Origin of the sequence: Komagataeibacter europaeus, assembly GCF_002173515.1 — a bacterium.
GTDB classification, from domain to species: Bacteria; Pseudomonadota; Alphaproteobacteria; order Acetobacterales; family Acetobacteraceae; genus Komagataeibacter; species Komagataeibacter europaeus.
The window spans coordinates 699,220-711,076 of sequence record NZ_CP021467.1 but is presented as its reverse complement, the minus strand read 5'-3'; the positions used below and the strand labels follow the sequence as shown (position 1 = coordinate 711,076).

The following is an 11,857-nucleotide window of genomic DNA, read 5'->3' as shown; positions in this document are numbered from 1 at the left end:
TGTTGTATTGGACATCATGCGACCTCCCGCACGTTGGTTGTGCGTGCGTGTTCCGCACGGCGCAGCACCGGCAGGCACAGCGCCACGCCAATGGCCAGGATGGTGGGACCAAAGACGCGCGGCAGCAGTCCCCAGCCGTCAAGCCCGACCTCCCAGAACGCCCACAGCCATGTAAAGGCGCAGGCCCCAAGGTAAAGCAGGCCACCCAGCGGGCGGCCCATGGCCATCAGCACGCCCGCGGCGGTGACCACCAGGCCGCAGACGACGTAGTAAAGCGAGCCACCAAGGAACGCGAGTTCCGCGCCCATGTATAAAAGGGGCAGGCCCAGAAGGATAATGATGACTGCAAGTAAAAGCGTCGCCCATCCCGCGGCGCTGTGTGGTTTCATGAAAGCAGACATAATGGATGTTCCTCCAGTATCATGAAGCGGAGGCTAGTCCCGCGCCTGTTAAACGCGAAAAAACGAAATCGCGAGGTTGGTCACGACTTTATTATGATTGTTTCAGAGCTGTAAGTATTCCGCCACAAAACAGCTCTCATCATGACGTATTTAGAATCCAGACCTGCTGTGGCTGCACACGAAATGTTTTTTTTACTTACCCACAACCAGATCGGGAACCATTACGGATGTCGCGCGCGCCGGTGCGACCAGGTAAAGCCCCGCCTGCCCCGCCACCCGCAGCGCGCGTGCCGTGGGGGCTGACACCGCCACCAGCCCCGGCATGCCCGCCATGATCGCCTTATGCGCCATTTCATACGAACACCGGCTGGTGATCACGCAGAACCCGCGCCCGAAATCCAGCCCGTCCCGCAGCCCCGCCCCCACCAGCTTGTCCAGCGCGTTGTGGCGGCCCACGTCCTCGCGCACCTGCATGATCGTGCCATCCGGCGCGCACCATGCGGCGGCATGCAGCATGCGCGCGCGGGCATTGAGCACCTGCCGCCCCGGCAGCGCCGCCAGCGCCCGCCCCACCGCCGCAAGGTCGGGCGGCGCATCGGGCACATGGCGGCGCGGGCGGTCCAGCACGTCACGCGCGTCCGTGCCGCACACGCCACAACTGGTGCGTCCCGCCATCGCCCGTCGCCCGCGCGCCAGCAGGCGGTGGAAGGACGGACCGTCAATGCGCATGTCCACCCGGGCATGGTCGGCTTCCGCCCGGACCGCGACATCCTTCAGCGCCGCAAGGTCGGGGATGATCCCTTCGGTCAGGGCAAAGCCGGCGGCGAAGTCATGCAGGTCCAGCGGCGTCGCCATCATCACCCCGTGCGCCATGCCGTTGAACGACAGGGTGACGGGCGTTTCCTCCGCAATGTCCAGCGTGCGCGCGTGGGCGGTGGCGCCGGGCGCATGAACCGTCATGGCGCAGGGAACGATGGCGGGCGGCAGGGATCGGGTCATGATGCGGTCCTTCGGGTGCGGGACAGGGCGTGGCCGGTCATGTTCATGAACATGCCAATCCCATCGGCGGCATGGCGTAATGGCCGAGGCCGTGCCGGGCGCAAGGGCGGCAGGCCGTTGAAAGGGCGATACCGGGCACGGCTTTGCGGTCATTCAGCCCCGCGCATGACGCCGGGCCAAGGCGTAATCGGCGGGGGTGTTGATGTTCATGAACGGGTCCGGGCCATCGGGCGGCACGGCAAAATCCACCCCGCGCGCGGCCAATGCATCGGCCAGCGTGCGCACGCGGGTCATCTCGCGCCGGGTATCGGGCGTGATGCTGCCCAGCTGGCGGCCCAGAAGGGTGCGGCAGCCCACCGGCCATGCCGCGACCAGGCTGTGGCGCTGCCCGCCACTGATGGCAAAGGACGGCGCGGGCAGCAGGCGGGGCACAAGGCCAGCGGGAATGAACGGCGTATCGCCCGGCACCGTCACCAGCACGTCGCACCCCTGCCCCGCCGCCCATTCCAGACCGGCCAGCACGCCAGCCAGCGGCCCGACGCCCGCAACCCTGTCGGCCAGCACCGGCAGGCCGTGGGCCGCGAACCGCGCCGGGTCGCCATTGGCGCTGATGGCAAGGGCGGCACAGCAGGGACGCAGCCGGGTCAGGATGCGGTCAAGGCACGTCATGTCCCCCAACCGCAGCAACGGCTTGTCACCGCCCCCCATGCGCCGCGCCATGCCCCCGGCCATGACCAGTCCGGCCACGCGCGCCCCCGCCATCAGCGCCCGCATTGCACGCGGCGGGACAAGGCCGTACCCTGCGCCATCCCCCGCATGGGCGGGCGGGATGACGTAGTGTTCAGGGGGTGCGTTCCATGTCCCATCCACCACGACAGGCGGTGATCGGCCTGACCGGGCGCAGCGGGTCGGGCAAGACGCACCTGCTGTCGCGCCTGCTGCCGGCATTGCGCGCGCGGGGGCAGGCGGTTTCCACCATCAAGCATACGCATCATGATATCGACATCGACCGGCCGGGCAAGGATTCCTGGGTCCATCGCAATGCGGGTGCCACCGAGGTCATGCTGGCGGCCCCCGGCCGGTGGGTGCTGCAGCACGAATGCCCCGACGCGCCACCGACCCTGCGGGATCTGCTGTCGCGCATGCGGCGCACCGACCTGGTGGTGGTCGAAGGCTTCCACGCCACCGTTCCCGCCAGTATCGAGGTCTATCGCCCCGGCATCGGCAAGGACCCGCTGTTCAGGCATCAGGACAACATCATCGCCATCGCAACCGACACGCCCCATGACCCCACCCTGCCCGCGCACCTGCCGGTGCTGGATGTGAACGATACGGACGCAATTGCCGATTTCGCCCTGCGGCATGCCTGTCGTGTTGTCATTGAATGAAAGACGCATTGTCTTGACCAACCCATCATGCAGACCAGAAAAACGTTTGGGCGCCGCTTTTTAAGACAGCGGCATGCCCCACACCACCTGCCCCACCCGGATGGGGTTTTCCGCCGTGACCGCCAGCAGCGTATCCGCGCGGGAAAAGGCGATGATGTCGGATGCGCCAACCGTGGGCACGCGGCGGCAGCACGCGCCATCGGGGCCGTGGTGCAGGGTGACGGGGATGAACTGCGTCACACCGGCGGGGGCATCCGCCGTGAAACCGGCCGTGGCGGGAATGGCGGGCTGTGGCGTATCCGCGCCCATGACCGCGCACAGGTAGGGCCGCACGAACATCAGCGCGCAGATGGCCGCGGCACCCGGGTTGCCGGGCAGGCAGAATATCGTCCGTCCCCCCAGTTCCAGCACCGTCAGCGGCCGGCCGGGGCGGATCGCGACGCCCCGGAACACCACATCCGCCCCCATGTCGCGCAGGATATCCAGCATATGGTCCGTGCCGCCCACCGATATGCCGCCCGTCGTGACCACGATATCCGCACCCCCGATGGCCGCGCGCAGGTGGGCGGCCTGCGCGGCCACGTCATCGGTCGGGGCGGCATGCGTGCTGACGCGCGCGCCGATGGCCCCCAGCATGGACGCCAGCATCGGGGCGTTTGAATCCGGGCACGCGCTGGCCGCCCCCGCCGCCAGTTCCGCGCCGTTGGACAGGACGGATACGCGCGGCCTGCGGGTAACCGGCACATCGCGCAGCCCCTGTGCCGCCAGCAGGGCCACATGCCGCCAGTCCAGCACCTGCCCGCGCGCGACAAGCCGCGTGCCGGTGGCGAATTCCTCCCCCTGCCTGCGGATATTCGCCCCCCGTGCCGCAAGCGGCGTGGCCGGGGCCACGGCATGACCCACAACCGCCATGCGTTCGGCCGCCATGACACAGTCGGCGCCCGCCGGGATGCGCGCCCCGGTCAGGATGGCGCGCGCATGCCCCGGCGCCAGCGGTTCGGGCCGGTCGCCCGCTACCGTGCGGCCCGCGACCGGCAGCGGCGCATGGGCCGCCATGGCGTCATGGGCGAAGGCATACCCGTCCATGGCGGAAATATCGGCAGGCGGGCGGCAGGTCGTGGCAAGGATGTCAGCCGCCGCCACCCGCCCCGTCGCCTGCGCCAGCGGCACGCGGGTCATGGGCCGCGCGCTGCCCGCCGCGCATGCCAGCACCAGCCGCAGGGCGGTGGGATAATCCACCAGCCGCGTGAAAGCGTTGCTGTTCATGACAGGACCGGGTTTCAGGCCGGTTCGGGCTGGCTTGCGGGGTTTGCCGCCGTGACGCGCACCGGTATCGACTTGGCGGCGGGGGTGCCCGCGATCTGGTCGAAATGCGTAAGCGGCAGCAGCGGGTTGAGTTCGGGGTAATATCCGGCAATCGACCCGCGCGGCATGGGGTATGGCACCACCATCAACCCGTCCACCCGGCGCTGCGTGCCGTCGGTGCTGATGGTTTCCAGGTCCGCCATCGCGCCATCCGCCAGTCCCCGCGCCGCCATGTCATCCCGGTTCATGAACACCACCATGCGGGTGTTGTACACGCCCCGGTAACGGTCGTTATTGGTATAGACGGTCGTATTGTACTGATCGTGCGAGCGGATGGTGGACAGGCGCAGCATGTCCGGGCCGCCAATGGGCGTGTCCTCGTCCAGCCCGTCGAAAAGCAGGAAATTGGCCTTGCCCGTGGGCGTGTTCCATATCCGCTGGCGCGGGGGCACCGGCAGCGAAAAGCCCTTGCCCTGGCGGATGCGCGTGTTGAAACCGGCATACAGGTCGGGATAGACCTGCGCGATCCTGTCGCGGATCAGGTCGTAATCGTCAATGAAGGCTTCCCATTCAATCGTGCTGTCCGGCAGGGTGGCGCGCGCCATGCGGCACACGATCTCGATTTCCGAACGCAGGTCGGCGCTGGCGGGGTGCAGCACGCCGTGGGACCGCGTGACGCCGGACATCGCATCCTCGATGGTGATGAACTGCGGCCCGGTTTTCTGCATGTCGATTTCGGACCGCGCAATGACCGGCAGGATCAGCGCGTCACGCCCATGCACCAGATGCCCGCGATTGAGCTTGGTGGCAATGCCCACGGTCAGGTCCAGCCGCGACATCGCCTCATACGCCACCGGCGTGTCGGGAATGGCATGGATGAAGTTGCCCCCCATGCCGATGAACACCTTCGCCGTGCCGTCAATCATGGCCTGCACGGATTCAATCACATGGTGGCCGTGTTCGCGCGGCGGGCTGAAGCCGAATGCCGCCTGAAGCCGGTCGAGGTAAAGGGTGGTCGGCTTTTCATCAATGCCCACCGTGCGGTCGCCCTGCACGTTGGAATGGCCGCGCACGGGGCAGATCCCCGCCCCTTCCTTGCCAAAATTGCCACGCAGCATCAGCAGGTTGGCGATCTGGTGGATCACGCGCGATCCCTGCTGGTGCTGCGTCACCCCCATGCCGAAGCAGATGATGGTGGCGTTGGACGCGGCATAGATCCCGGCCACCCGGCGGATCTGTTCCTCGCTCAGGCCGGAGGTGGCGACGATATCAGGCCACCGCGTCGCCTCGATATCGGCCTTCAGGGCATCGAACCCGTCGGTGTGCTCGGTAATGAAGGCATGGTCCAGGACCGCCGGCTCCCCCCTGGCCGCAGCGTCCGCATCCATCTGGAACAGGGCCTTCATCACCCCCTTGAGGAACGCGACATCACCGCCAATGCGCACGTGACAGAATTCGCTGGCGATGGGCGTGGAACCGAAGGTCGCCATCTTGATGGGGTCCTGCGGTTCGGTAAAGCGGATCAGCGCGCGTTCGGGCATGGGGTTGACGGCCACGATCGGCGCGCCGCGCTTACGCGCATGCACCAGTTCGGTCATCATGCGCGGGCTGTTGGTGCCGGTGTTCTGGCCGATGATGAAAATGGCCTCCGCATGGGCGAAATCCGTCATCCGCACCGTGCCCTTGCCAATGCCGATGGACATGGGCAGCCCACGGCTGGTCGGTTCGTGGCACATGTTGGAACAGTCGGGGAAGTTGTTGGTGCCGAACGCGCGCACGAACACGGAATACAGGAACGCGGCCTCGTTTGACGTGCGGCCCGATGTATAGAACTCGGCCTGGTCGGGATGATCGAGCGCGCGCAGGTGCCGGCCGATCATGTCATAGGCTTCATCCCACGTGCATGGCACGTAGTGGTCACTGGCCGCGTCATAGCGCATGGGCCGGGTCAGGCGGCCCTGTTCCTCCAGCCAGTGGTCGCTGCGGGACATGAGTTCGGTTACGGTGTGGGCGGCAAAGAAATCCGCGCCGATCCTGCGCTTCGTGGCCTCGAACGCCAGCGCCTTGGCCCCGTTTTCACAGAATTCCAATGTCTTTTCACGGTCGGGATCCGGCCATGCGCAGCTTGGGCACTTGAAGCCATCGGGATGGTTCATGGCCAGAAGCGCGCGTGATCCCTTGGCCAGTACGCTCTGTTCCATCAGCACGCGCGCGGTGGCGTTGGCCGCCCCCCACCCACCGGCGGGATGGGTATAGGGCTTGAATTCCGGTTTTTCTGACATGGCGCTCTCCCGTGTTCGCACGCAGGAAACCGCCGGTCTGGCATTATTGCAACTGCGCAAAGGCAGATTTTACCACGTATAACAGAGATTTATCTGTTGATAAGCCCCGTCTATCAACGGGCGCAACCCTATGGGCCGCATTGATTATATGTCATCATATATAGACAGTGGCGGCAATATCCATCGGGCCATCCCGGCCGGATTATACCCGGTCTGACATGATATCTCGCAGCGTGGTGCGGTCGAGCACCTGCAGGAAGGCATCCAGCGATTGCGACAGCAGGCGCCGCAGGCGGCACATGTCAGCCAGCACGCAGGGCTGCCCGTTCTGCGGCTGGCACGCCACGACAGGCTGCATGTCCGCTTCCATCAGGCGTACGATATCGCCGATGATGATTTCCTGCGGCTGGCAGGGCAGCACAAGCCCACCCGACCGGCCACGACGCGTCAGCACGATCCCCTCGTTGGACAGGCGGTTGACCACCTTGACCAGATGATTGTGGGAAATGCTGTGGTGGCTGGAAATCTCGTGCACGGAAACCCGCCTGTCCGCATTGCACGCCAGATAAACGAGCACGCGAATGGCGTAGTCGGTATGAAGGGTCAGGCGCATGGTATGGTGTTCACGGCCTCCCCACCCCGGCTGTCGCATGGACCTGACACGGCAGGGTGGCGGTTCCCGGCCCGGGTGGCGGGTATGACCCGGTACTGTAGCATGCGCGGCATCGGTATCCTGTGGTCAGATAGGGTGACGACGTTAATATATTATGAAAAAAGACTGTATCGGTCCGCACTGCAATAGGGAAGTATCCCGTTGCGTTTCGCATAATATATTTTTATCAAATCATAAACAAAACTTATAATTAAACCGGCGGAAAACTGCCAATTCTGTATCGTTCCTTGGGTGGATGCTTATACGCCCCATAAATAAAAAGCCAGAATGATCCATCTGCCACCGACTAATATTTTTTATGGTCCAGTATCAGGTCATGCAGCGTCACACGGTCCAGCACGGCCATGAAGGCGTTCAGCGATTTGGAAAACAGGCCACGCAGCCGACAGGCATCCGCCAGCACGCATGGCTGCCCCCTGGCGGGCACGCAGGCCACGATCGCATGCAGGTCGGTTTCCATCAGCCGGACAATGTCGCCAACGAAGATTTCATGCGCCGTGACCGCAAGTTCCACCCCCCCGCTACGGCCCCGCCGCGCAAGGATGATGCCATTGTTGGACAGGCGGTTGACCACCTTGACCAGATGGCTTTGTGAAATTCCATGGGTGTCGGCAATTTCCTGGATCGCAACCCGTCTGCCCGGATTCTGTCCAAGGTAGACGAGGGCGCGAATGGAATAATCCGTATAAAGTGTCAGGCGCATGGCACCTCATGACGCCTGTAATGCGACTTCGGAATGATCTGGCGCAAGGATGTGCTCCGCAAGAACCAGATTTGCGGCCGAAATGGGCGGGGAAATGTAAAAACCCTGAATCCGGTCGACTTTCAGTTCGATCAGGATATCCATCTGCTCCCTGGTTTCCACCCCGCCCACGGTCACGCTCAGGCCAAAGGCATGGGCAAGTCCCGTCAGGTGGGCAATCACGTCACGCGCGGCCGGGTTGTGTGCGATATCGGTCACCAGGCGGCGGGAAATCTTGGCCTGCGTGAAGCGGATGTCACGCAGGACCGCGATCGGCAGGGTCGCCTGCCCGAAATCATCCAGCGTCAGCTGGAAACCCAGGCTGGCCAGTTCCTGCAACCGCATCAGCACCCGGTCCGACCGGCGGCCCGCCAGCACGCTTTCGGATATTTCCAGCACATAGTCGCTGGCATTGCCGCCCTGCCGCCTGATCTCGGCTTCGAGGTCATTCTGGAACCCGACATTGAGCAGGTCGAGCCGCGACAGGTTGATGGTCAGGTTGGGATAGGTCGTCAGGCTGCTGTTCCACAGCCGCATGTCGTTCTGAAACGACTTCACCAGTCGCGGGCTCATGGCCTGCGCCAGCGTGGCGTCAAGGAACACGTCACGGAAGCTGTCCGCCGCCAGCAGCCCGCGCAGCGGATGGTGCCAGCGCAGCAGGGCCTCGATCTGGTCGCACCTGCCGGTCGCAACATTCAGGATCGGCTGGTAATACAGCTCGAACTGGTCCTTTTCCACGCCATCGCGCGCATCAGTCAGGATCTGCGCGCGTTCAAGTGCGTGCTGGTGCAGGGTGATATCGAACATCCGTGCCTGGTGCCCGCCCGCGCGCTTGGCCGCATACAGCGCGATATCCGCGTTCTTCTGCAGGGATTCGGCACTTTCCTGGCTGGCGACCGGGCTTACGCCAATGCTGCCCGACACGTTGACCATGGTATTGCCGACCTCGATCGGGGCTTCAAGTGCCGCCAGCAGCCGTTCCAGCATGGTGTTCAGCGGCGTGGTCAGCAGCGTGTGGTTGAGGACAAGCGCGAATTCATCCCCACCCAGCCGACACACCGCGTCCTGCGGGCTGACCAGTTCAAGCAGCCGGTGCGAAATCGTCTTCAGCACCACGTCACCGGCATGGTGGCCGTGGATGTCGTTGATCTGCTTGAAACCATCAAGGTCGAACATGACCAGCATGATTTCACGGGTGATATTGCGGGCTTTTTCCTCCACCGACGCCTGCAGCACGGTGTTGAAGCCGCCACGGTTGAACAGGCCCGTCAGCGGGTCGGTCGCCGCCAGCGACTTCAGCCGGTCACGGGTGTTCATAAGTTCCGTGATCTCGAAGCGGGTCGCAACATATCCCTCCACCGCGCCAAGCGAGTTGTGCTTGGGCATTATGGTCGTCGCCACCCAGTACAGCGTCCCGTCCTTGGCGCGGTTGCAGATATTGCCACGCCAGATTTCCCCCGACCGGATGGTGCGGTACATCTGCCTGAAGAAGCTGGCGTCATGATACCCCGAATTGACGATCCGGTGCGTGGAGCCAAGCAGTTCCTCACGCGGGTATCGGCTGATCTCGCAAAAGCGGTCGTTGACGTAGGTAATCACGCCACGCACATCCGTAATGGCGACGATCAGGACATTGTCCACCACGTCGGCCCAGAAATCGGAATCCTTGTGGGTTAGCGCGCGCAGGCGATCATCGTGTTTGAGTGACATGGCGTTGCTCCATCTTTCGTCTTGAATGGATCAGGACTTGGCTTTTGCTGTGGGGAACAGCGTGGTGGTCGTCGCCTTTGCGGTGGGGGCCGGCTGTTTTTCCGTATTGTCCACGGGCTGCGCGGGTGGCGTCGCGGCATCGGCCGCCCCGGCGCGGGCGGCTTCGATTTCACGAATGACGGCAGGCGCGCCCCCCTTGCGGACCCACTGTTCCAGGTCCTGCGGGGCCAGTGGCTTGGCGAACAGGTAGCCCTGCATGACGTCACAGTTCAGTTTTTCCAGCAGTTCGCGCTGCTGTTCCGTCTCGACCCCTTCGGTCACGACGGTCATGCCCAGGCGCGACCCGATGCCGATCACCGCCATGGTCACCGCCTGCGCGTTGGTGTCGTATTCGAAATCGTTGATGAAGCTGCGGTCGATCTTGATTTCCGTCAGCGGCAGGCGCGTCAGACGCGACAGCGATGAATACCCCGTGCCGAAATCATCCATCGACAGGCCACAGCCAAGGTTGCGGATGGACTGCAGCACTTCCTCGGTATCGCGGCTGTTGTCCATCATTACGCTTTCGGTGATTTCCACCGTCAGGCGCGCGGGCTTGAGGTCATGGTCCTTCAGCAGGGTCGCGATGTGTTCGGGCAGCGCGCGGTTGCGGAAATGCACCGCCGACAGGTTCACGGCCACGGTGGGGACATGGATGCCGTCGCGATCCCATTTCACGATCTGGCGGCATGCTTCCTGCAGCGACCACCGGCCGATGGCCTCGATCTGGCCGGTTTCCTCCGCCACCGCGATGAAGCGGGAGGGGAAGATGTTGCCCAGATGCGGATGATGCCAACGCGACAGGGCTTCCACCCCGCTGAGTTCGAGCGTATGCGTGCGCACCTGCGGCTGGTAATGCAGCTGCAGCATGCCCTGCGCCAGTGAATCCCGCAGCGCGGAACCCAGCACCAGCCGGTCCTGCGCCACCTGGTTCTTTTCCAGGTTGGCGAAGCGGAAGATGCCGCGCCCGTCTTCCTTGGCCTGGCGCATGGCCGTGTCGGCATGGCTGAGCAGCGATTCACTGTCCGGCCCGTTGGCGGGGAACGTGCTTATGCCGATCGAGCATGAAATGGACAGCGTGTTCTGCCCGATCTGCAGCGGGCGGCCGATGGTGTCCAGAAGCTGCCGGGCGATTTCCTCGATCCGCTTGCCCTCGCAGTCAGGCACGACCACCACGAATTCATCCCCGCCCGAACGGCTGAGGACATAGTCGTCCCTGGAAATTGAACGGATGCGCCCTGCGATCTCGACCAGGAACTGGTCGGCATAGACATGGCCCAGCGCGTCGTTGATATCGCGGAAGCGGTCGATGTCCAGCATGAAGATCGCCAGCGTCCGGTTGCCCGGCTGGGCAATGATGTCTTCCATTACCCGGTGCAGCGCGCCACGGTTCAGCAGGCCGGTCAGGGAATCATAACGCGCAAGCTGGGTCAGGTGCGTCTTGGTGGCGTGCTGTTCCAGCGCCAGCGCGCAGAACGGCAGGCACGACCCGACCAGGCGCTGCGGCCATGCGCCCAGCTGGTTGGGTTCGCGCAGGTACAGCGCGAAGATGCCCGTCACCCGCCCGTCGCCCGCCATGACGGGGGCGGCATAGCACGACTGCAACCCGAGCGATCGGCACATGGACTGGTAATTGTCCCATACCAGCCGCCCGGTATAGGACGGGTTGGCCTTCAGCTTCTCCACGTCGGACGGCGATGGCACGGTGGTTTCCAGCGCGTTGCGGATACGCGGCGGCAGGGCGGACGTGCAGATCACCCGCCACGGCTGCGCATCATCCAGCACCAGCAGGGCGGCGACGGAATTGGGCACGAAGGCCTCGACCTTGCGGCAGATCAGTTCACCGATATCCTGTATCAGCATGTCGCTGGCCAGGGCCTGCAGCACGTCGTTCTGCAGGATCAGGATCTTGCGGCGCTGGCTTTCCTCCGTGACGTTTTTCATCACGCCCATGTAGTAGGTCAGCTTCCGCCCGTCCTTGGTGATCTGCACCTTCGACAGTGACAGTTCACCACAGATGTATTCGCCGTCCGCACGCGTGAATTCGACTTCGCGCGACGTGCCGACAATGCGGTTGTGCCCGCTTTCACGGTTGCGGTCGATATAACGGTCATGTTCATGGCGCAGGCGCACGGGCACCAGGCAGTCCACGTTGCGGCCCATGACCTCGGCGCGCGGGATGCCCCACAGGGCTTCCGCCGCGTGGTTGTAGAAAATGATCTCGTTATCCTGACCGATGATGACCGTGGCATCTATGGCCTGTTCCAGCGCGGGCAGCAGGATTTCGGTGGTAAGGGCGGTTATGTCGGACATCGGCT

General features: G+C 64.1%; 10 protein-coding genes. 1 reads left to right on the top strand and 9 read right to left on the bottom strand.

Annotation, left to right across the window (positions count from 1 at the left end; genetic code table 11):
• Window positions 1-14: 14 nt before the first annotated feature.
• The 3 genes from S101446_RS03070 to mobA all read right to left on the bottom strand — a co-directional run bounded on the left by S101446_RS03070 (window position 15) and on the right by mobA (window position 2,273).
• The gene (locus tag S101446_RS03070) at window positions 15-401 is read right to left on the bottom strand and encodes a hypothetical protein (RefSeq protein WP_010508321.1); all 387 of its coding nucleotides are present in this window, start codon (window positions 399-401) and stop codon (window positions 15-17) included.
• A 192-nt stretch (window positions 402-593) separates the two neighbouring features.
• A complete protein-coding gene (gene fdhD / locus S101446_RS03065; protein WP_087608812.1) occupies window positions 594-1,400 on the bottom strand; it encodes a formate dehydrogenase accessory sulfurtransferase FdhD in 807 nt (268 codons plus the stop codon).
• A gap of 153 nt (window positions 1,401-1,553) precedes the next feature.
• Window positions 1,554-2,273: a molybdenum cofactor guanylyltransferase gene (gene mobA, locus S101446_RS03060; RefSeq protein WP_087607570.1), complete on the bottom strand. Its 720-nt coding sequence runs from the start codon at window positions 2,271-2,273 to the stop codon at window positions 1,554-1,556.
• On the opposite strand from mobA, the gene mobB reads away from it, so the two are divergent.
• The gene (gene mobB / locus S101446_RS03055; protein WP_208620546.1) at window positions 2,258-2,788 is read left to right on the top strand and encodes a molybdopterin-guanine dinucleotide biosynthesis protein B; all 531 of its coding nucleotides are present in this window, start codon (window positions 2,258-2,260) and stop codon (window positions 2,786-2,788) included. The genes mobA and mobB overlap by 16 nt on opposite strands.
• A 60-nt stretch (window positions 2,789-2,848) precedes the next feature.
• Here the strand turns inward: mobB and S101446_RS03050 are convergent, their stop codons facing one another.
• From S101446_RS03050 to S101446_RS03025, 6 genes are all read right to left on the bottom strand, one after another.
• On the bottom strand, window positions 2,849-4,054 hold the full coding sequence (locus tag S101446_RS03050) for a molybdopterin molybdotransferase MoeA (protein ID WP_087607568.1): 1,206 nt from the start codon (window positions 4,052-4,054) through the stop codon (window positions 2,849-2,851).
• A 14-nt stretch (window positions 4,055-4,068) separates the two neighbouring features.
• A complete protein-coding gene (locus S101446_RS03045) occupies window positions 4,069-6,375 on the bottom strand; it encodes an FdhF/YdeP family oxidoreductase (protein WP_087607567.1) in 2,307 nt (768 codons plus the stop codon).
• A gap of 202 nt (window positions 6,376-6,577) precedes the next feature.
• Window positions 6,578-6,988 (bottom strand): RrF2 family transcriptional regulator, encoded by a 411-nt coding sequence (locus S101446_RS03040; RefSeq protein WP_010508314.1) that lies wholly within the window; start codon window positions 6,986-6,988, stop codon window positions 6,578-6,580.
• A 346-nt stretch (window positions 6,989-7,334) separates the two neighbouring features.
• Window positions 7,335-7,751: an RrF2 family transcriptional regulator gene (locus S101446_RS03035; RefSeq protein WP_010508313.1), complete on the bottom strand. Its 417-nt coding sequence runs from the start codon at window positions 7,749-7,751 to the stop codon at window positions 7,335-7,337.
• 6 nt (window positions 7,752-7,757) lie between these two features.
• A complete protein-coding gene (locus tag S101446_RS03030; protein ID WP_010508312.1) occupies window positions 7,758-9,500 on the bottom strand; it encodes a putative bifunctional diguanylate cyclase/phosphodiesterase in 1,743 nt (580 codons plus the stop codon).
• Window positions 9,501-9,530: 30 nt separating this feature from the next.
• Window positions 9,531-11,852: an EAL domain-containing protein gene (locus tag S101446_RS03025; RefSeq protein WP_087607566.1), complete on the bottom strand. Its 2,322-nt coding sequence runs from the start codon at window positions 11,850-11,852 to the stop codon at window positions 9,531-9,533.
• Window positions 11,853-11,857: the final 5 nt, after the last annotated feature.

What these genes read in the sequence shown, in the direction of transcription:
- S101446_RS03050 (WP_087607568.1), bottom strand. Translation starts at nt 4,054, where the DNA reads ATGAACAGCAACGCTTTCACGCGGCTGGTGGATTATCCCACCGCCCTG.
- S101446_RS03035 (WP_010508313.1), bottom strand. Translation starts at nt 7,751, where the DNA reads ATGCGCCTGACACTTTATACGGATTATTCCATTCGCGCCCTCGTCTAC.
- S101446_RS03025 (WP_087607566.1), bottom strand. Translation starts at nt 11,852, where the DNA reads ATGTCCGACATAACCGCCCTTACCACCGAAATCCTGCTGCCCGCGCTG.
- S101446_RS03040 (WP_010508314.1), bottom strand. Translation starts at nt 6,988, where the DNA reads ATGCGCCTGACCCTTCATACCGACTACGCCATTCGCGTGCTCGTTTAT.
- mobB (WP_208620546.1), top strand. Translation starts at nt 2,258, where the DNA reads ATGTCCCATCCACCACGACAGGCGGTGATCGGCCTGACCGGGCGCAGC.
- S101446_RS03030 (WP_010508312.1), bottom strand. Translation starts at nt 9,500, where the DNA reads ATGTCACTCAAACACGATGATCGCCTGCGCGCGCTAACCCACAAGGAT.
- S101446_RS03070 (WP_010508321.1), bottom strand. Translation starts at nt 401, where the DNA reads ATGTCTGCTTTCATGAAACCACACAGCGCCGCGGGATGGGCGACGCTT.
- fdhD (WP_087608812.1), bottom strand. Translation starts at nt 1,400, where the DNA reads ATGACCCGATCCCTGCCGCCCGCCATCGTTCCCTGCGCCATGACGGTT.
- S101446_RS03045 (WP_087607567.1), bottom strand. Translation starts at nt 6,375, where the DNA reads ATGTCAGAAAAACCGGAATTCAAGCCCTATACCCATCCCGCCGGTGGG.